18 protein-coding genes are annotated in these 21,301 nt (G+C 35.4%); 15 read left to right on the forward strand and 3 right to left on the reverse strand.

From position 1 onward, the window contains the following. Nucleotides 1-351: 351 nt before the first annotated feature. Together ACUTSE_RS06775 and ACUTSE_RS06780 are read left to right on the forward strand one after the other, a co-directional pair. The gene (locus ACUTSE_RS06775; protein WP_445639649.1) at nucleotides 352-525 is read left to right on the forward strand and encodes a hypothetical protein; all 174 of its coding nucleotides are present in this window, start codon (nucleotides 352-354) and stop codon (nucleotides 523-525) included. Between the two features lie 684 nt (nucleotides 526-1,209). Beyond that, on the forward strand, nucleotides 1,210-2,088 hold the full coding sequence (locus ACUTSE_RS06780; protein ID WP_445639650.1) for a hypothetical protein: 879 nt from the start codon (nucleotides 1,210-1,212) through the stop codon (nucleotides 2,086-2,088). Between the two features lie 162 nt (nucleotides 2,089-2,250). On the opposite strand, the gene gcvP is transcribed toward ACUTSE_RS06780, so the two are convergent. After that, a complete protein-coding gene (gene gcvP, locus ACUTSE_RS06785) occupies nucleotides 2,251-5,103 on the reverse strand; it encodes an aminomethyl-transferring glycine dehydrogenase (RefSeq protein ID WP_036462573.1) in 2,853 nt (950 codons plus the stop codon). Between the two features lie 124 nt (nucleotides 5,104-5,227). Between gcvP and ACUTSE_RS06790 the strand changes: the two genes are divergently transcribed. The 4 genes from ACUTSE_RS06790 (at nucleotide 5,228) to ACUTSE_RS06805 (ending at nucleotide 9,143) form a co-directional block, all read left to right on the forward strand. Continuing rightward, nucleotides 5,228-6,046 (forward strand): hypothetical protein, encoded by an 819-nt coding sequence (locus ACUTSE_RS06790; protein ID WP_445639651.1) that lies wholly within the window; start codon nucleotides 5,228-5,230, stop codon nucleotides 6,044-6,046. Nucleotides 6,047-6,143: 97 nt separating this feature from the next. Further along, nucleotides 6,144-7,529, forward strand: coding sequence for a leucyl aminopeptidase family protein (locus tag ACUTSE_RS06795; RefSeq protein WP_445639652.1), 1,386 nt, complete (start codon nucleotides 6,144-6,146; stop codon nucleotides 7,527-7,529). Nucleotides 7,530-7,677: 148 nt separating this feature from the next. Next, on the forward strand, nucleotides 7,678-8,181 hold the full coding sequence (locus ACUTSE_RS06800; RefSeq protein ID WP_445639653.1) for a GNAT family N-acetyltransferase: 504 nt from the start codon (nucleotides 7,678-7,680) through the stop codon (nucleotides 8,179-8,181). A gap of 86 nt (nucleotides 8,182-8,267) precedes the next feature. Next, a complete protein-coding gene (locus ACUTSE_RS06805; RefSeq protein WP_445639654.1) occupies nucleotides 8,268-9,143 on the forward strand; it encodes a hypothetical protein in 876 nt (291 codons plus the stop codon). Between the two features lie 58 nt (nucleotides 9,144-9,201). On the opposite strand, the gene ACUTSE_RS06810 is transcribed toward ACUTSE_RS06805, so the two are convergent. Next, nucleotides 9,202-10,101, reverse strand: coding sequence for a hypothetical protein (locus ACUTSE_RS06810; RefSeq protein WP_445639655.1), 900 nt, complete (start codon nucleotides 10,099-10,101; stop codon nucleotides 9,202-9,204). Nucleotides 10,102-10,518: 417 nt separating this feature from the next. Here ACUTSE_RS06810 and ACUTSE_RS06815 point away from each other — a divergent pair, with 417 nt between their 5' ends. From ACUTSE_RS06815 to ACUTSE_RS06825, 3 genes are all read left to right on the forward strand, one after another. Beyond that, the gene (locus ACUTSE_RS06815; RefSeq protein ID WP_445639656.1) at nucleotides 10,519-10,920 is read left to right on the forward strand and encodes a hypothetical protein; all 402 of its coding nucleotides are present in this window, start codon (nucleotides 10,519-10,521) and stop codon (nucleotides 10,918-10,920) included. Further along, nucleotides 10,910-11,110, forward strand: coding sequence for a helix-turn-helix transcriptional regulator (locus ACUTSE_RS06820; RefSeq protein ID WP_353100930.1), 201 nt, complete (start codon nucleotides 10,910-10,912; stop codon nucleotides 11,108-11,110). Before ACUTSE_RS06815 ends, ACUTSE_RS06820 begins: the two co-directional genes overlap by 11 nt. A gap of 64 nt (nucleotides 11,111-11,174) precedes the next feature. Continuing rightward, on the forward strand, nucleotides 11,175-11,723 hold the full coding sequence (locus ACUTSE_RS06825; RefSeq protein ID WP_002986901.1) for a HugZ family pyridoxamine 5'-phosphate oxidase: 549 nt from the start codon (nucleotides 11,175-11,177) through the stop codon (nucleotides 11,721-11,723). 59 nt (nucleotides 11,724-11,782) lie between these two features. Here the strand turns inward: ACUTSE_RS06825 and ACUTSE_RS06830 are convergent, their stop codons facing one another. Further along, nucleotides 11,783-12,685, reverse strand: coding sequence for a DMT family transporter (locus ACUTSE_RS06830; RefSeq protein ID WP_445639657.1), 903 nt, complete (start codon nucleotides 12,683-12,685; stop codon nucleotides 11,783-11,785). A 288-nt stretch (nucleotides 12,686-12,973) separates the two neighbouring features. Here ACUTSE_RS06830 and ACUTSE_RS06835 point away from each other — a divergent pair, with 288 nt between their 5' ends. The 6 genes from ACUTSE_RS06835 to ACUTSE_RS06860 all read left to right on the forward strand — a co-directional run bounded on the left by ACUTSE_RS06835 (nucleotide 12,974) and on the right by ACUTSE_RS06860 (nucleotide 21,294). Next, a complete protein-coding gene (locus ACUTSE_RS06835) occupies nucleotides 12,974-13,681 on the forward strand; it encodes a hypothetical protein (RefSeq protein ID WP_445639658.1) in 708 nt (235 codons plus the stop codon). 99 nt (nucleotides 13,682-13,780) lie between these two features. Continuing rightward, nucleotides 13,781-14,323, forward strand: coding sequence for a sigma-70 family RNA polymerase sigma factor (locus ACUTSE_RS06840; protein ID WP_002986886.1), 543 nt, complete (start codon nucleotides 13,781-13,783; stop codon nucleotides 14,321-14,323). A 98-nt stretch (nucleotides 14,324-14,421) separates the two neighbouring features. Further along, the gene (locus ACUTSE_RS06845; protein WP_445639659.1) at nucleotides 14,422-15,354 is read left to right on the forward strand and encodes a FecR family protein; all 933 of its coding nucleotides are present in this window, start codon (nucleotides 14,422-14,424) and stop codon (nucleotides 15,352-15,354) included. A 95-nt stretch (nucleotides 15,355-15,449) separates the two neighbouring features. Continuing rightward, entirely contained in the window at nucleotides 15,450-18,869 is a 3,420-nt protein-coding gene (locus ACUTSE_RS06850; RefSeq protein WP_445639660.1) for a SusC/RagA family TonB-linked outer membrane protein, read from the forward strand. A gap of 15 nt (nucleotides 18,870-18,884) precedes the next feature. Continuing rightward, nucleotides 18,885-20,315: a SusD/RagB family nutrient-binding outer membrane lipoprotein gene (locus ACUTSE_RS06855; protein ID WP_445639661.1), complete on the forward strand. Its 1,431-nt coding sequence runs from the start codon at nucleotides 18,885-18,887 to the stop codon at nucleotides 20,313-20,315. 4 nt (nucleotides 20,316-20,319) lie between these two features. Next, a complete protein-coding gene (locus ACUTSE_RS06860; RefSeq protein ID WP_445639662.1) occupies nucleotides 20,320-21,294 on the forward strand; it encodes a metallophosphoesterase family protein in 975 nt (324 codons plus the stop codon). Nucleotides 21,295-21,301 lie beyond the last annotated feature (7 nt).

Genomic DNA, 21,301 nt, shown 5'->3' on the forward strand with positions numbered 1-21,301 from the left:
TTTTTTTCTCATTTCATAATAAAAAAAAAGAAAATGAAAATTTTTTATCGCTTGTTTTATTTTGAGTAATAAAATAAAATAATTTCATTTTATAGGTTGTTTTTACTTAATCATAACGTTTTTCTGATTTGTGTTGTATTTTGTTCGAGTTATTTGTTTTAATTTTTGTAAAACTATATTAATCAGGGGATTGGTTTTGAAAGAAGTTTTTAAAAGTGGAATGTTTTTTGTTGATATAGAATTAAAAATTAACGGAATGTTTTTTAGTACTAGAACAGTAAGAATTTAGCTGAGTTCTTGCAATCGAAGTTATTTCAGATAAAGGGGAAATTAATTTCAAATTTTATTAAAATGGATAAATTAGTTAAAGGATTAATACTTGTAACCACTATGGGACTTGTATTGAATTTGTTTGATTTTTTTAGTTATAGTCATGCAGATTTAGTTTGTTATGCACTCTTAATTTTAAGTGGAGCATATTTTCTGATTAAAAAATATCGATTTAGAGACGAATCAAATGGATAAGGATACTTAGTTAATTACATATCCATTATTTTTAAAAAAAATTACATTCGCGAATCAATTTGTTTTATATTTTTTCGTTATAATATCAAGTATTTCAAAGGATTACTAGGGAATCGTATCTCTTTTTTGCTTATTTTTATTTTATCGCTACGGTAAAAGCAATTAATTTCTCCCATTTTTACCAATATACATAGCGGTTACTGTCAATAGGCAGTTTTCTATTCTATATCAAATAGACTTGCTCAACTACTCAAGTTGCGGATATATCTTGCACGTTGTAGTTATTTAATCTCCCAATCGGAGCAATCTTTGATATTTTCTTACACTTAAAAAAGAATATTTAGTACGACCAATTAACTGTATTTGCTCTGTTTTAGATTGATTATGCTGTATGGTTGGTTCATCGTCAAAAATAACAATTAAAAGATTAATCTTTAGCTAGTCTCTTGATCAAGGAACAGTCTAAGACCCATAACTAATGTCTTAAAACTAGGTTTTTATTTAATCAATTAAATTTTAGCACAAATGAAACAAGTAGAACTTATAATTGAGGCGAAAGATGTTCCATCTTCGGGGATAACAATGTCCCAAGAAATAGATGTTTACGCTTGTTACAGTTAGTAATTCAAATTAGTAAAATAAATTTTAAACGCTTGGTATAACTAGTTTTTAATCTATGTTTTTATGAAACAGAAAAAATGGAAAATTATTCAAACTCATCCTACGGAATATATCTTATTGTCTGATTCTAATTCTATTAAAAAGATTACAGGTAAAGATACTTCCGATATAATTACTGTTCTGAGATTAGCACAAGAACAACTGCCTATTCCGCCATATTTACCTCTTTCAGATACTTCTATTTTACAGCAAAATAGAGTAGAAGAGTTGCGGTCTTGGTTAACGCTGCACCAATTTATAACCACTGATACAAAATTGAACACGCCTTTGTATTTAGATATTATTGGTGAATTTGGAACGGATTTGACCTTGTTACACACATTTATTGCAGGCTTACCAGAACAAATTAAGGTATCAACTATTTATAATTTATCACTAGAGGAACAACCTAAGTTTCAAATTTCGGAACATCCAGTAGCATTGACACTTCTTGTTGGGCCTTATTTCTACAATACAACGACTATTCGACATATTAGTGCATGGCAACAAATGTCGTCTTCTGATTTTTTATTTGTAGAATTGTACGAGAATGGTCTCTTATTAGGGCCTTTGATGAATAGTCGTAAAGGAACGGTTTGCCTCAATTGTATTGAAGCCAGAAAAGTTTTCAATACCACTGCTTCAGCTGTATTTATTGATCATTTTTGGGACATAGAAAGGATCAAGGATCATGCCATTCCTGTATGGGAAATAGGAACATTTTCTATTGCTACTTCTTTTATCTACAATGAATTGTATAAAATCATGGTTCAATGTGATAAAGCGTTGTATAACAAAGCTATATTTCTTGATTTTAATCGGTATCATAACCAGTATTTTACTGTGTTAAGTTCTCCTTCTTGTGAATTTTGCATGAATCTTTCTATTTATAATGCGTTATGATGTATACGTTATATGGAGCGTTTTTTTGTAAAATTTAAACGAAGGGGATTCTATTTTGGTTTATAATTTAAATTTTAAACCTACTTGTATTGCATCACGGCATCACGTGAAAAAAAAAACGCCATCGAAGTCGATGGCGTTTTTGATTCTATCTATAATGAATTAATTTTCAAGGTAAGCTTCGATTGGAGCACAAGAACAAACTAAGTTTCTATCTCCATAAGCATCGTCAATACGACGTACTGTAGGCCAGAATTTATTCTCAGCTACGTATGCTAACGGATAAGCTGCTTTTTGTCTTGAGTAAGGTAAATCCCAATTATCCGCAGTTAATAGAGCTAAAGTATGCGGAGCATTCTTTAATTCGTTTACTGGGTTCTCAATCGTTGCGTTTTCAATTTCTTGGCGAATCGCGATCATCGCATCACAGAAACGATCAATCTCTGATAAGCTTTCACTTTCTGTAGGTTCAATCATTAAAGTTCCTGCAACAGGGAAAGAAACTGTAGGTGCGTGGAAACCGTAATCGATTAAACGTTTAGCGATATCTGTTACTTCAATTCCTTTTTCTTTGAATTCACGAACGTCAACAATCATTTCGTGTGCAGCACGTCCTTTTTCACCTGTATATAAAATAGCGTAGTGTTCTTCTAATCTAGCTTTCATATAGTTTGCGTTCAGGATCGCTGTTTGCGTAACTTTTTTCAATCCTTCCGTTCCTAACATAGAGATGTAACCATAAGAGATTAAACACACTAAAGCTGAACCATAAGGAGCAGATGAAATAGAAGTAATTGCATTTTTACCACCTACTTGTACCAATGGGTTAGAAGGTAAAAACTCTACTAAATGCTCAGCCACACAGATTGGCCCAACTCCAGGTCCACCACCACCGTGAGGAATAGCAAATGTTTTATGTAAGTTTAAGTGACATACGTCAGCACCAATAGAAGCAGGGTTAGTGAAACCAACTTGAGCATTCATATTTGCACCGTCCATATATACTTGTCCTCCGTTATCGTGGATAATTTGTGTAATTTCCATGATAGCTGATTCATATACTCCGTGAGTAGAAGGATAAGTAACCATTAAACAAGAAAGGTTGTCTTTGTGTAATTCTGCTTTTTCTTTCAAGTCAGCCACATCGATATTTCCTTCAGGTGTAGTTTTTGTAACCACCACTTTCATTCCAGCCATTGCTGCAGAAGCAGGATTTGTTCCGTGAGCAGAAGCAGGGATTAATGCAATAGTTCTTTGGAAGTCCCCTCTTGAATGGTGGTAAGCACGAATAGCCATTAATCCAGCATATTCTCCTTGAGCACCAGAGTTTGGCTGTAAAGTTGTTCCAGCAAATCCAGTAATAACATTTAATTTATGTTCTAAATCTTTCAACATTTCAATATAACCTTGTGCTTGATCTAATGGAGCAAAAGGGTGGATGTTGTTCCATTGACCGTTGCTTAAAGGAAGCATTTCTGCTGCCGCATTCAACTTCATGGTACAAGAACCTAAAGAAATCATCGATTGATTTAACGCTAAATCTTTGCGCTCTAAACGCTTGATGTAACGCATTAATTCTGTTTCAGAGTGGTAGCTATTAAACACGTCATGCTCTAAGAATTTAGAAGTACGTTTTAATTTAGCTGGGTAGTTTACTGCTTCTTCATTTAATGCAGTAATGGTAAAGGCTTCTTTTCCTACTGCTTGAGCGAAAATAGCAATAATCGTATTGATATCATTTACATTTACTGTCTCGTTTAAAGAGATTGAAATAGTATTGGCATCAATATAGAAGAAGTTTACTTTATTTGCTTCAGCGATTGGTTTCACTTTAGCTGCATCAGCTTTTACTACGATTGTGTCAAAGTAAGCTGTATTTGTTTGCTCGATACCTAATTTAGCTAAATTTTCTGCTACTGTATTTGCTTTTGCATGTACTTGGTTTGCAATAAAACGAAGACCATTTGGTCCGTGGTAAACAGCATAGAAACTAGCCATAACAGCCAATAATACTTGAGCTGTACAGATATTTGAAGTTGCTTTCTCGCGTTTGATGTGTTGCTCACGTGTTTGTAAAGCCATACGCAACGCTCTGTTCCCGTCTGCATCTTTAGAAACTCCAATGATACGACCTGGCATACTGCGTTTGTACTCTTCTTTTGTCGTGAAGAAACCAGCGTGAGGTCCTCCAAATCCTAATGGAATACCAAAACGTTGTGTTGTTCCAACTACAACGTCAGCTCCCATTTCTCCTGGAGAAGTTAATGTTACTAAGGATAAGATATCTGCTGCAACGGCAACTTTAATATCTTTTGTCTTAGCTGTATTGATGAAGTCAGCATAATCATATACTTGACCGTATTTACCTGGGTATTGTAAGATTGCTCCAAAGAAATCTTCTGAGAAATCAAACGTTTGGTGATCTCCTACAACTAATTCGATTTCGAAAGGAACCGAACGAGTTTGTAAAACTGAAAGTGTTTGAGGTAAAATTTCTTCAGAAACGAAGAATTTTAATGCGTTGTTTTTCTTTTGATCTCTTGTACGAACATCGTATAATAACATCATTGCTTCTGCTGCTGCAGTACCTTCATCTAATAAAGATGCATTGGCAATTTCCATTCCAGCTAATTCAATTACTGTAGTTTGGAAATTTAATAAAGCTTCTAAACGACCTTGTGCAATCTCAGCTTGGTACGGAGTATAAGCTGTGTACCAACCAGCGTTTTCAAATACGTTGCGAATAATAGGAGCAGGGCTAACAGATTCGTTGTATCCTAATCCAATATAAGAACGAAAAATTTTGTTTTTGTTGCCTAAGTTCTGAATATAAGATAAATACTCATATTCCGTCATTGCAGGAGCAAGATCTAAATCTTGTTTTAAGCGAATTGAAGTTGGAAAAGTCTCATCGATTAATTGTTCAATGTTATCAACTTTCACAGTTTTAAACATTTGTGCCATGTCCTCAGCACGAGGGCCAATGTGTCTTAAAGCAAATGCATTTGTTTTCATTTGGGCAAAATAATAAGTTGTGTATAAGCATACAAAAATAACCATAAATCTGAGATAAATTAAGTATATTCCTAGTAATTTTGTTAATGTAAATTTCTAGCCGATTTAGGTATAAAAAATTAGCATGAGAAAAGTCCTAGGTAAAGTATTTGATTTTTATCTGAAAGCGAGTATTCACGTTTCTTTCGCAGTTTTTGCATTGGTGCAAATGACGTTTTATTTCTGTCATTTACCCTTCGATTGGACGGTTTCCCTTTTAGCATTTTCAGGAACGTTGTTTTCCTATAATTTCATTAAGTATGCCGATTATTTGGTAATCCACCGCAAAAACTTATCTCTAAAGATGAAGGCAATCCTCTTATTGAGCACGATTGCTTTAGTCGTTGGTATGGTGAGTTTCTTTTTTTTAACCACAGCCGCACAACTAGTCACTATCTCTTTACTGGTTCTAGCTGTACTCTATGCCGTTCCTATTTCCAAGCGAATTCCCAATTTGCGCAATTGGTCGGGGCTAAAAGTGTACATTGTCTGTCTGTGTTGGGCTACGGTGACACTAATCATTCCTGTTTTCAATGCAGGGATAGATCTGTCCTTGGATATTTGGATTAAATTCTTACAGCGATTTATTTTGGTGCTGATTTTAATTGGAATATTTGAAATTGTTGATTTACAATATGATGAGAAATATTTAAAGACAATTCCCCAATTACTGGGTACCCGTAGAACAAAGATTTTACTGGCCCTTTTATTAATTCCCTTTTTTGTTATTGAGTTTTTTAAATTGGGTTTTCAACCCATCCAAGCGTGGAATAATGTAATTATAGTGAGTATTACTTTGCTTTTTATTCAATTGGCATCACCGAAGCGCAGCTCGTATTTTAGTTTGTTTTGGGTGGAAAGCGTCCCCATTTACTGGTGGATCTTAGTGCTTCTTGAAGGATAAAAAGAAATAAAATAACAGGGGATACGGCAATCTTTTTGATGTCAATTTTTAGCTGTGTCTAAAAACCCGTATATTTGTAAGTATAAAAACAACAGAAATGATACAACTTATACAAGAGGTTCAATCCAACGGAAATATAGTTTTCGTTTTAGGAAATGATAATACAGTAGGAGTTCCTGCTCTTTTAAATGATTTTGTACAAGCTTTTAAAACAGGAGAAAAAGAAGAAGATTTTGCAAAAATTGGAAATCAATATTTCTTTTTTGTAAAAGAGAACACGAATTTAGAGAAAATGCGTTTGGCTGGATTCAACGTCCGCAAACAATTAGATAAGAAAGCTGATAACCTTACCATTGTAGGAAATGGAGATTCTACTTTAGCTTTGGTAGAAGGGATTGCACTTTCAAACTACCAGTTTTTGAAGTACTTCAAAGAAGCTGAAACGATGAAATACGCTTTAGAGAACCTTGCTGTAAAAGGAAATTTTGAAGCAAAACAAATCAGTGATTTAAATCACACAATCAAAGCAGTTTATTGGGCGCGTACCATGGTGAATGAACCTGTAAGCTTCTTAACAGCTACGCAATTAGCGAAAGAAATCGAACTTTTAGGAAACGAAGCGAAATTTGCTGTAAAAGCATTGGGCAAAAACGAGATTGAAGCGTTGAGAATGGGTGGTTTATTAGCGGTAAATAAAGGGTCTATTGAGCAACCGACTTTTACAATCATGGAATACAAACCTGCAAATCCAATCAACAAGAAACCAATCGTTTTGGTTGGTAAAGGAGTGGTTTATGATACCGGTGGTTTGAGTTTAAAACCAACAGCTGGATCAATGGACTCAATGAAGAGTGATATGGGAGGAGCTGCTTGTATGGCAGGAACAATTTATGCTGCTGCTTTGAATCAATTGAACGTTCACGTAATTGGATTAATTCCAGCAACAGATAACCGTCCTGGGGGAGATGCATACGCACCTGGGGATGTGATTACAATGTATGATGGTACAACTGTTGAAGTATTGAATACCGATGCAGAAGGACGTATGATTTTAGGTGATGCGATTGCTTATGCAACACAATATGATCCTGCCGTTATTATTGATGCAGCTACTTTAACAGGAGCAGCTCTAGTGGTAGCAGGAGATACCGCTTCTTGTATTATGGGGAATGATGAAGAAACAATTCAAGCGATTGTAGCATCAGGATACAATGTACACGAACGTTTAGCTCAATTGCCATTCTGGGATGACTACAAAGATTTATTGAAATCAAGCGTAGCAGATATGAAAAATATCGGTGGTCGTTTCGCAGGAACCATCACAGCAGGGAAATTCCTAGAGCATTTTGCAAAAGCACCTTATGTTCATATTGACATTGCTGGTCCAGCATGGATGGATGCTCCAAGAGATTACAAAGGAAACGGAGGAACAGGAACAGGAATTCGTACATTGGTTGATTTCTTAACTAATTACAAAGCATAGTTCTTTACGAGATAGAAATAGAAGAGCAGTAAATGAAAATTTACTGCTTTTTTTGTTTGAGATCATCGCTGCGCAACAATATAAAAAAACAAAAATACTGTACCTTTGTTTGTCTTCAGTTGTTCAATTATTTAATTTAAAAAGACACATGGAAAATATCTCAATAGAATATCAGGCAGTTACAATAGAAAATATGCATGTCATTCGCCCTTTGGCTGAAAAAATTTGGCAGAAAACATACGGACCATTATTAGATCCGGCACAAATTGAATATATGTTGCCGATGATGTACAGTCAGGAACGCATTACCAATGAAATAAAGGAAGGATATATTTGGGAATTGTTTGTGGTTGAAGGGCAGGTTTTAGGCTACCTAGACTATAAATTGAAGGAAGACAATCGCGTGTTTTTGTCTAAGATTTATTTGGATACCGATCAGCAACAAAAAGGATTAGGCAAGATTATGCTACAGCATGTTGTCAGCTTTGCGCAAGAAAGTAAGGCAGATGCGGTATATTTAACGGTGAATAAATACAACGCCAAAGCCATTGAGTTTTATGAACGCAACGGATTTCAATGCATGGAGTCTAAAACGTTCGATATTGGAAACGGCTATGTGATGGATGATTATATCTATCAAATTACCTTGTAATGTGTTGTGCTAGCCGTTGAGTACCAACGCTAGTTTTATGATTCATTCAAAAAAGAAACGATGTATCTTCTAATTCAACAAAAGTAATGCGAACTAAGTTTTTAATCTTGTTTTTGGTTTCTCTATTTGTTTGTTCAACAGCGAAAAGCCAAGAAACAATACCGTTTCGATTAAATGAACACTATAATATTTTGGTTGATGGTTTAATCAACCAACAAGATTCGGTCGTGTTGATGTTTCAAATAGCGATGAGGGAAGCTTCTTTAGCCCCCAATCGCAAAAATGAAGTAGCCTCTGTAGTGTTTGATACAACTGATTTTCCAGAAGGATTGAGTAAGTCCAATCGCATTCAGGTTGGCAATACAATTGTAGACAAGATTTGGATCTGGGATAAGGAATATACCGGAAATGGAGCAGAAGGTAAAATAGGAACTCAGTTGTTTAACGGACAGATTTTTGCGATTAATTACGACCAATCACAATTTGAAACCTATACTCATTTACCTGATACTCGTGGATTTGTTGCCTTGCCATTAACCCATGAACAAGGACGATTATTTATTGAAGTATCGAGTATAGTAAACGAAAAGGAAATAAAAACAAAGTTTCTTTTGCAATCGGGGTTCTCTGGGATGTTGTTATATAACAATCAAGTAGCAGATGACAATCAATGGGCGGAAGTATTACCGCGGTTAGATGAAAAAACATTGATGAATTCAGCAGGAGAAAAGCTTACGAATCTCGTCGCTGAAATGCCTGTTGTTACCGTAGATTCCTTTCGCTTTGAGCAAGTACCCGTTAATCTCTTTGGTGGTGAAATAAAGAATCAAACAACGAGTTATGTTGGAGCAGATTTCATTCATCGTTTCAATTGGATTATTGATGTAAAAGGAGGAACTGCTTATATCCAGAAGAACAAGAACTTTGCTGATGCATATTATTTTAACTCAGATAAAAAGTAAGCCACACAGGTATTGATATAAAAAAAGCCTCAATCTTCTGTTGAGGCTTTTTTGTATTTTAAAAAGTAGAGGAAAAAGTGAATATTTCACCATTTATAGCTCTTGAATAGGAATTAGAAGAATTTTCTTCGGTATGGGTCATAAAGAAATCTGAATGTAGATTTGCTTGGATTTTGATGTTATCCAACAAGAAATTTCCTTTGTAGCTATATTCTAAATTAGACATAAAATCAGGATAACGGTTTTTTATTACTTGTCCATTTGTTCCAGTTAAAATATTCCCATCAAGCCCATCAGTTAACGTATAATTGATTGTATTATTTTCATATAGACTTTTGGTACTAGTATAGGTGAAATAGAAAGTTTCTTGCTCTTTATTACTATTCTCGTATAACAGTGTATTTAAATTTTGATTCGCTTTAAAATCAAAATATCGAATAGAGTTCAGGTGTTGACTCTCTGCGTTTGTATATTGTGTTTGTATACTAGCTAATTGTCCAGTACCATGATTATAGGTAAAAATAGATTCTTTATCGTCTTCTTTTATTGATTTAATTCTTTGAAAATTATCATATTGAAAGGTTTTAATACGAGTTCCTCTTTCACTTGTTGTTTTTTCTTCTAGTAGTAAGTTTGTTTGCTTATCGTAAGTAAACATCTTTTGCTCTTGAATTTTGATAATTTTGTTTAGAAATATACCATCCTTTTCTACAGTCCAATTGTCTCTAAAAGTAATAGCCGAACGAATGATACTTGGTTTATTTTGCTTGTTGTATTCAAAGTCAATAGTGGTATCATAAAAGAAAGCGAATTCTGGCAATTTTTGGTAATCTTCAGTCTTAATGATTATTTGTTTTACAAAATCATTGTTGAAGGTTGGTGTATTGTTGTCATCCGATTTATCACATGATAAAAAGACAAGAGAAAGTAAAAGGGTTAGAAAAGCGTATTTTTTCATGTTTTGTTAGCTTAAATTTTTGCAAAATTAACGATAATAAATAGAGAAACATAATAAATGATTACAATATAAGAGATGTATTGCACTATTCAATTATTCGTTATAAAAACAAGAAACAAGCGTATGGATAACGTATTGTTGCACAAGGAAGAACACCTTCGATTTTGTATCTATTCTGTTTAAAACTTAGCAAGATAGTGTAATAGAAAAGAATCATTCGTCATCTCTATCGCATGAACTCTATTTAGGTTATTAGATTTTAAATGGTTGAGAACTTCATAGTACTGAGCATCCGTACTGTCTTCATAAGTACGGATTAGGGATAAGAGGTAATTTGCTTTTAGATATAAATGTAAAGTTTACTTTGCATATTTGTAAAGTGTGCTTTACATTTGTGTCAACTAAAAACTAAAAATCATGAAACAATTTCCTTTATTACCAAGTCGATTTAAATGGATTGCTTTAGCCCTTATTGTATTATCTATAATATTGAGTTTTGCTTTGAAAGACTATTTATGGGATTATCGAGTTGAAGCAAGTACAATTTCAATTAACATAATTAATTTAGGGTTGCTCATGTATTTCTTTTCTAGGCGAAAAGAAGATGATGAAATGCTCGCTTTAATGCGACTAAAAACTTTAGCAGGAGGTGTATTACTTCTTATTGTCAGTATATTTATTGAAGCAATATGGAATTGTATTGAACCTGGTGCATTCAAAGAAAACATAGCGGGGACTGTGCTAAAGATTATGATTTTTGTTAACGTGATGTACGAAGTAGAATATAGAAAAATAAAAAAGAGTTTCGATGCGGAATAAAGTAAAGGAAGAACGTGTACGTTGCTATCTGACCCAACAGGAATTAGCAGATGCTATTGAAGTCTCAAGGCAGACCATTCATTCGATTGAATCGAATCGGTATGTTCCGTCTACAATATTAGCTTTAAAGCTGGCACGAACACTAAAAGTAAGGGTCGAAGATTTGTTTGAATTAGAAGAAATAGATTGAGTTATTATTTTTATTTAGTTTAAATAATTTAGTATCTTAGCGCAACAATATAAATACAATTACAATGAGTACAGATACAATCAATCCAAACTTCGACCAACATAAAGTAAAACCAAAAGCACCGAAAGTAGAGGAGCTTATTAACGAGTGTAAATCAGTGATGATTGCGTCGTTAAATGAAGATGGTTCACCTTTGGTAAGTACAGCGCCTTATTCAAGAGTAGGAAATGATTTTCAAATCTTAGTTTCGTTTATGGCTAAACACACAAAGAACTTGAGAGATCGTAAAAAAGTATCTTTTATGTTTGTGGAAGATGAAAGTACATCAAAACAATTATATGCAAGACACCGTTTAACAATCGAAACAGAAGCTGAATTGGTTGGAAAAGAAAATCCGTTATACGATCAAGCAATGGTTGATTTAAGAGAGAGACATGGAAAAGTAATTGAAGTTTTAGGAAACTTAGAAGACTTTATCATGTTCAACCTAAAACCAATCAAAGGATCATATGTGAATGGATTCGGAAGTGCTTACTTTATTGATGAGAATTTACAAGTGATGGAGCACAGACATGGAGCTCACGGACAACACAATGTGGATGTAAAAAAATAATATACCTTTCTTGTTGAAATAAAAAAAGTCTTTGGTCAATAACCAAAGACTTTTTTGTTTTATGTAGCATTTTGTTTACTAAAAGCAATCACCAAGGTGACGGAGAGCAACACAAAGAACAAGCCGAGTGCAGACATCCAATCAAAGTATTCACCAAAGAATAAAGTTCCAACTAATACAGCTACTACAGGTTCCATGGATCCTAAAATGGACGTAATCGTCGATCCGGCGTGTTTCACAGCAAGTACCAAACACAAATCAGAAATAAATGTTGCGAAGAACCCCAGTAAAATTAAATTCATCCAATCGGCTTTTAAGGTAATTGCATCAATACCCGTAGTCAATAAGGCATAAAATAAAAAGATTAAACACCCCATGAGCAAAACATAAAAAGTCAACGAATCAAAGTTCATATTGGAAATTCTCGATTTGTTTAATCCCACGATATAAAGCCCATAGGTAAAGATGGTCAACGCAGATAAAATCAATCCGCTGAATAATGCAGGAGAAGCTTCGCCATGCCAACACATCATCCCCACTCCTAAAAGAGAAAGCAGTGAAGCAATAAGCAATACCATTGATTTTTTTTCTTTGAAGAACGCAATCATCACAATGCTGACAAAAAGCGGATATAAAAAATGGACGGTTGTTGCCAATCCACTAGCAATATATTCGTAAGAGTCAACTAGAAACTTGGCGGTAGCGGCATATAATAAAGCCAAGAAAAAGACGACTGCTAAATCCTGAATCGAAATTTTTAAACTTGTTTTCTTGTAGATACAAACAGCTCCCATGGTTGCCGATGAAAACAAAAATCGATAAAATAGAATGGTCGGTATGCCGATAGCCGCCACTCCTTCAGGTCGCAAGCTCGGTACAAGTAGTGGTAACGAAAACAACGGAACCAATCCAAATGTACCAGAGGAAATTAATGCGAACAAAATTCCTTTCAGGTTTTTCATTGTAAATAAAAATTATAAAAATTCCGCGCAAAGATACAGCTTCTGATTGGGGAGCGATAACCGTATGACACTATTGCCAACATCGTAATTTCAAATGCCTTTGCTTAAAAATCTCCATAGTCATTCCTTCAAATAAAAAACAACTCTTTAATTTGTTTTGCAATTAAGTTCGAATCAGATAATAGAAGACTTCTTTTTTCTGTTTACTTTTTTTAGTAAAAAACGTATTTTTACGGCGTTAGCTAAAAAAAACAACGGTTAACTTGAGTTTTGATATACGTATAAACGATGATGAAATACTACCTACTCCTCCTTTTTGTATTGTTGGGATATAACCAAAGTCAGGCACAAGTTTTGACGGATTGGCAGACAGAAAACCTTAGAGGAAAAGTAAAAACCTTAATAAGTATAGACTATTCCAATGAAGGAAAAGAAGCAAAAAAACAAATTGTACATTTCGATGAACGAGGTTTTTTTACTTTGAAGGAGATTTACGTTGGTGTACAAGAAGGAGATGAGGAGACCCCTATGGTGTATACCAAAATAGGAGAGCTTCAGTTTTTTGAGTATCAAAATAACAAACGCCACAGCATAAGTTTAAATGCGGATGGAACAAAGGCAACTGAAATTATGCAACAATGGCCCAAGCCTACGACTTGTGAATTTACATACACTTATTTTAATAAACCGAAGAATAAAGGAACAATGCAATTGTTGTTTACTCCCCAAGCGCAAGTGAAAGAAATACATCTTATCATCAAAAATAAAGAAGATGAGACTATTGAATTTGAAACAAAATCTTTCCATCAATATGATGCAAAAGGATATGAAATTCAATTTAAGCAACAAACCCTTCAGCCTTATGGAGATACTCAGGTACTAACCTTTAAAAATAAAACCTTTGATTCTCAAGGGAATATTTTGGAAAAAGAGGTGCATGATGAATACAATCAAGGGTATAGTACCACCGTTTTTGATTATGTTTACTACGAGTAAAATGGTCAGTAGAAACGACTAAAACTTAACAGTGAATTAAAATTCAATGCACGCATTACACCTACATTTGTTTGAATAAATCTTTTAATTCAAACACAAATGGTAAGCCATAACCATGATTTTGATCAGATCTTTCAAAAACACTGGGCTGAATTATACAGTTTTGCCTATAATGTAATGCGGGACAAAGCCGTTGCAGAGGATATTGTACAAGAAGTATTTATTGACTTCTGGAAGAGACAAGTCGTGGTTGAACTACCACGAGCGTATTTGTTTCAAGCAACGAGAAACCAATGTGCAAAGGCTTTATGCAATCGTCGTTTTGATGCTGTTCAGGTAGAAAAACTAGCTACCCTGATTCCCGATTTAGAAGAGGTGCAATACGATGAGGTCAAAGCTATGCTTTTAGATGAAATCGAAAAAACTGCTTTGGCTATTCTGCCAGATCGATGCTTGTTGATCTTTAAAATGCGTTTCTATGAACAACGCACCTATAAAGATATTGCCCAATGTTTGGGAATTACAGAAAGTACGGTTGAAAATCAAATCAATAAAGCGTTGCGACTTCTAAAAGAATCTACACCTTATGTGGCTGATGGAGCAGGAGCTCTTTTGCTGTTACTATGGTTTAGTGTTACCTAAATGTTTTCCATTTTAAGGAATGATTAAGCCTGAATTTTAGCATAGGGGAATGCACTCTTTTGGCGTACTTCATTATAGTATTAGATCACAAGACTATAATGTATAAGAAATTCAAAGCTCTATTAGCGCAATATTACAAAGGAACAGCTACATCTACAGAGGAAGCTGTTGTAGACCAATTTTTTAATGCCCTGCAGGTTGGTGGCATCACAGAAGCAGAAGTAAAACGCAATACAGCGTTGTACCAACGTTTACATCAATCCATTTCTTCTAAAACCAAACCCTCTATTTTTAAAACGCATGTAGTGCATTATACAGCATTGGCCGCTTGCTTGGCTGGTGTGGGCTTGTTGTACTTTTTTCTTGCTGTAAAGGCAGATCCACAATGGGTAACCCAATATGCAAAAAAAGGAGAACAATTCGTTTTTCAGTTAAGCGATTCTACCGTGGTTTACCTCAGCGGAGGAAGTTCAATACAATACCCTACCCATTTTGAGGCACAAGAACGAATCGTTCATTTACAAGGAGAAGCTTTCTTTGAAGTGAAGCGAACCCATCCTCAACAACCTTTTAGGGTGGAAAGTGAGAATTTACAGGTACAAGTGTTAGGAACAAAGTTCAATGTAAATGATGTAAAAGGAGAAACCATCAGTGTGAGTGTACATGAAGGGAAGGTACAAGTAAGTGATGTGCAAGGAACGAAGAACGTCATTTTACGAGCCAATGAAAAAGTCGATTTTCACACCACAGAACACCAATTTGTAGCCTATACATTAGAAAAGCAAGATCTAGATCAATGGCATAAAGGGCATCTGAAATTCAGAAAAGCGACCATTCAAGAAGTTATTCACATACTCAACAGAAGGCTAAACACAAAAGTGAGTTGGCAGGGAGAAGCAGTCCCTACCTTGACAATATCAGGGGATTTTAAATACAATTCGATAGAGGAAATACTAAACAGTTTGAACTTTTTATATGGTATTGACTATGTGAAAAAATCGGATGGCACAATCGTAATAAGTCAAAAATAAGAATAAAAAAACCTGCCTATAGTTGCAGCTATAAACAGGTGTATCAATTAATTATCCAAAATAATATTGATTAACTAAAAACCAAAGATAATAAAATGTACCGAAAATTAGTAAAAAGTAGGAGAAAATCCTATCCTAAATGGATGTATGTCGTTACGTTGAGCAGCACGTTCAGCCTTGGTGTACACGCACAAAAAGAAGCAAAGTTTCTTCCGGGTTATGCTGATGGATTATCGATAGAGGAAGTGTTTGAAGATGTGAAGAAGCAAACCAACTATACTGTGGTAGCCTCTGATGAAGTATTGAAAACCAATAAGAAGATTGCCATTGCAGTAAAAGACAGAAAAATTACAGATGTACTCGATGAGGTTTCCAATGAATACGGATTGACGTACCAAATTTCAGGGACAACTATTTCAGTAAAAGAACAACAAAACCACCAACAAATTAAAGGGGTGGTAAAAGATAAAGAGGGCTATACGATTCCAGGAGCGATTGTTACTATTAAAGGAACGGATAAAGGAGTAGCAACAGACAGCAATGGAGTCTTTAGTTTGACAGCAAATGTAGGAGTAGATGATTTAGAAATTTCATTTATAGGTTATAAAACTCAAATCGTTCGAGCAACACCTAATTTAGCTATTATCCTTCAGGAGGATCATACAAGTTTAGATGAGGTTGTGGTAACTGCCTTGGGAATTAAACGCGAGGAAAAGCGATTGGGATATGCACAAGAAACCGTAAATGCAGAAAAACTAGCCACTGCTGTAGCAAATAATTGGTCGAGTGGGTTAAAAGGAAAGGTTGCTGGACTAAATATAGCTTCTGGAGGAACAGGACCTATCAATTCGCAACGCATCCAATTACGCGGAAATACTTCATTAGATGCAAGTAAAAACTATGCATTGATTGTTATTGATGGAGTACCTATGGATCAGGAGATTAATTCGAATGGATATAATTCGGCAGCATTTGGAAATGACTCTCCAGTCGATAACGGAAACGCAATTTCAGATTTGAATCAAGATGATATCGAAAGTGTAACCGTTTTAAAGGGACCTACTGCAGCTGCATTATACGGATCTAGAGCAGCGAATGGTGCATTGATCATCACGACGAAATCAGGAAAGAAAAACGATCGTTTCGGGATTACCTATAATAGTTCCGTAGCTTTCGATGTGATTAACAAATGGCCTGATTATCAATATGAGTACGGACAAGGATCGGGGGGATACTTTGACAAGAATGGAAATCCATACTATTCGTTTGGAAACTCAGCAGATGGACCAGATACAGGAAACCATCCAGAAGCTTGGGGACCTAAGTTTTCGGATCAGTATTTTTATCAATATGATCCCACAACTCAAGGACAAACACCAGAACGAACGCTGTGGAGGCCCTATAAAAATAACAGAAAAGATTTTTTTGATACGGGGGTAACGGTAAATAATGCCATTGCTTTTCAAGGGGGAAATGACAAAGGATCGATGCGATTGAATATTTCACACACCGATAATAAATGGATTGTACCGAATACAGGATACAAAAAATACGGAGCTTCCTTTAATGGAAATTATCAAATCTCGGATCGCATCAAATTATCTGCGGTGATGAATTACAACAACCGCAAGAGTGATAACTTACCTGTCTTAGGGTATAATAATGGATCCCTGGCTTATTTCATGATGTTCCTTTTGCCTAACGTGGATATCAATTGGTATAAACCCATCTGGAAAAACGGAAAAGAAGATAGAGAACAATTGAACCCTTTCTCTCCTTGGTCTAGTAATCCATACTATATCACGAATGTGGATCAAAATACGTTAGATAGCAATCAATTTATCGGAAATGTAAAAGCAGATATTAAATTGACCGATAAGTTAGACTTCATGGGGCGTTTAGCTATTAATAACCTGACACAGTTCAGAGAAACGAAACGCGGATTTTCGAGTAAACGCCACGCGGAAGGATTTTATGCACGTCAAGATATATCAAGTAGAGAGATCAATGCAGATTTCTTATTGACGTATAAAGACAAAATTTCAGAAGCATTGGATTATCAAGTGATGGTGGGAGCAAACCATATGTCGTATACCCATAGAAACTTAAGAACTTCTGTAGATGCTTTAGTAGTACCAGGTGTATTTAAATTGTCAAATGGAGTGAATAATCCTATTGTCAATACATCCGATGCGTTGAAAAAAGTAAACAGTACCTACGGGATGATGACTTTTGGATACAATAACTTTTTATTCTTAGATGTCACAGCAAGAAATGATTGGTCTAGTACACTGCCGAGTGGAAATAATTCTTATTTCTATCCTTCGGTGAGTGCCAGTGCAATTCTATCCGACATGTTTGTGATGCCGACGGTAATTGACTACTTGAAATACAGAGTGTCTTTCGCTAAGGTAGGAAGTGATACAGATCCGTATCAAGTATCGAAGTATTATGCACAAAGTAATTTCCCAAGTTCAGCTATTATGCCTAGTACATTGTACAATGCCAATCTAAAACCAGAAATTACTTCAAGCTGGGAAACAGGAGTAGAAATGAAAATGCTACAGAATCGATTGGGATTTGATGTTACGTTCTATAATTCCGATACGAAAAATCAAATCTTAGTACTGCCAATGGATATTGCCGAAGGATTCAGTTCTCAGGTCATCAATGCGGGGAAAGTGAGAAACAAAGGAGTGGAGTTAGTTTTACACGGAACGCCAATTAAACAAGGTGATTTTACATGGAATGTTTCTGCCAATTGGTCTAAAAATAAAAATGAAGTACTTGAATTAAAAGACAATTTGGAAGAACAAGTATTAGCAACTGTCGTAAATGGACGATTAATTGCTAAAGTAGGAGGAACTACAACGGCATTATATGGAAGAAAGTTTGTGCGTAGTCCAGAAGGACAAGTGGTTTACAGCAATGGAGTTCCTGTTTTAGGTGCTGATCCTGAATATATAGGCGATGTTGCTCCTAAATGGAAAGCAGGATTGGTCAATAATTTCAAGTACAAGAATTGGAATTTTGGATTGACGATTGACGGATCATATGGAGGAAAGATTTACTCGCATACTCACCACAAAGCAACCGAAGCAGGACAGTTGAAACATACATTAAGAGGACGTGAAGAAGGAGAATTAGTAGGAGAAGGAGTAGTACTGAATGCAGATGGAAGTTATACGCCCAATACAACGCCAATTCGCGTAGACAATTACTATAGAAAATACTATGAATACCAAAATGTGGAGTCTAACACGTTTGATGCTTCTTTCTTGAAAATTAGAGAACTCTCTTTGTCGTATTTATTTGCTAAAAAACAATTGAAACGCATCGGATTAGAAAGTTTGACACTAACAGTATACGGTCGTGATTTAAAAACGTTTACAGACTTTCCAATCTATGACCCAGAAGCAGCAACAATGAACGGAAGTGTCATTGTACCTGGTATGGAAACAGGGCAAATGCCTTCTACTGCTTCCTATGGTTTTAATCTAAAAGTAGAATTTTAATACGCTTTAACTCTCATGAAAAGAATAATTTATATAGCCGCTTCGGTTTTCTTCTTCATTTCTTGTACGGAAAACTTTGAAGAAGTGAATACCAATCCCAACCTTATCGATCAAATTAGCCCAGGTACACTCGTGAATGAGATTATCTATAATATGGCAAATAACAACGTGCGAAATTACTACGATATTACAGCAGAATTGATGCAGGTAAAATTGCCTTACCCAAGTTTTTATGGAGGTAGACATCGTTATGAAATCCTAGATAATACTGGAAACTCACAGTGGAATGCCAGTTATAAATGGGCAAAAAATATCCGTGAAATGCTAGCGGTTTCGGAAGCCAATCCCAATGATGCAAATTACAAAGCCATTGGATTGACTTTACGCGCTTGGATTTATTCCAACTTGACCGATTCTTTTGGAGATATTCCTTTTTCGGAAGCATCCAAAGGAGATGAAGGGGGGGTAAAGCCGAAGTATGATACACAACAAGAGATTTACATGACGTTGTTACAGGATTTAGAAGATGCTAATGCGTTGTATAACCATGAAAATCCCATGTTGTATGGAAAAGAAATCCTATTTGATAACAATACCAAAAACTGGCAGCGATTCACAAATTCTCTTCGTTTGCGTTTGTTATTGAGGATTTCCAATGTATATCCAGAAGCTTTTGGAATCATGGTAACGATGCTGAGTCAAGAAGATAAATACCCCATTATTACTGATTTTACGCAAAGTGCAGCGTTAAAAGTAACGGGAATCACGCCTAATTTATCGCCTTGGTCTAGAGCCTTGGATTTCTCTACGAATCAAGCAACAGCTGCTTTCTTTGTAGACCATTTAAATGAATTGAAAGATCCTCGTCTTGCTGTTTATGCAACTGAAGCTAAAGATCTAGAAGGAAAATCAATAGGATATGTCGGAATACCAAGTGCTTATGTGGGAGATAATTCTCAATTTAAATTCTCCCCGTCTTATATGAATAACAAGCAAGTGGTAGCGCCAATGAGTATTCCCATCCTGATGCATTCAGAAGTAGAATTTATCAAAGCAGAACTGGCACAACGCGGATACTATAACAGTAGTAATGCAGCCCAATATTACATGAATGGAGTAAAAAGTGCCATTCTTTTTGTGACAGGAAAAGAAGCCCCTTCTTCTTATTTTGAACAAGAAAAAGCAAAGTATGACGGTAGTTTAGCGCAAATTATGTTGCAAAAATACGTGTCGTTATATTTTACAGATTACCAACAATGGTCAGAATATAGACGTACAGGATTACCCATATTGCCGACAACTTCTTCCATGTTAAATGAGGGGAAAATGCCGTATCGACTGTTGTATCATTCGGATCAAAAAGTATATAATCCGACGAATTATACAGAAGCGAGTCAGCGCATAGGAGGAGATAATATGAATTCAAAAATTTGGTGGATCAATTAATAAGATGAAAAGAAGTGAGTTTTTACGAACGGTAGCTTTAGGAACATTAGCTACGGCAATTCCTTTCGATGTTCAGGCGGATACTAGCCGTTTACTAAAGGAAAAAGAAACGTTGAGTTTTGGAATTATTACCGATTTACATCAAGATTTAACCTTTGATGCACCACAACGATTACAGGCTTTTGTAGATGACATGAACCAGAAGCAAGTCGATTTTATTATTCAATTGGGGGATTTTTGCGTGCCTAAAAAGGAGAATCAAATCATTTTAGATATTTGGAATTCCTTTCAAGGCGATGCCTTTCACGTGATTGGCAACCATGAGTTTGACGAAAATAAATCACTGGAGCAAATCATGGATTTCTTTGAACTAAAGCAAAATTACTACAGCTTTGATCGTAAGGGATATCACTTTGTGGTATTGGATGGCAATGGAAAAATACCCGGAAATGACGTAGCGCGTTATCCATCTTATTTCCATAAAGCGCAATTGGAATGGATGGAGCACGATATCAATAGTTCGCCACTACCAACTATTGTGTTTATCCATCAAGGACTAGATCACAATGGAGTGCACAACAGAGAAGCTGTGCGTATTTTATTAGATAACTGTAATAAAAAAGCGGGGTATACTAAGGTGAAAGTTGTTTTTTCTGGACATCATCACATGGATTATACCAATGTTATTAATGGGATTCACTATGTGCAAATCAACAGTGCCGTGTATCGTTGGTTGGGAGAACCCTATAATAATACGTCATTTCCTATGGAAGCGTATAAGAAGTATCCCTATTTGCGCAATATGGGATACTACAAAGAGCCACTATGGGCACAGGTGCAAATCACCTCGGACGAATTGAAGTTAACGGGAAAAGAATCGCCTTGGTATGGAGATTCTCCGGTCGATTTAGGTGAACCTATCGTATCGTGGAACTACGTTTCAGCAGCTAAAATATCAGATCGATTAATTAAGTTATAAAAATAAT

The sequence above is a fragment of the Myroides sp. TSA_177.3 genome (genome assembly GCF_052691955.1).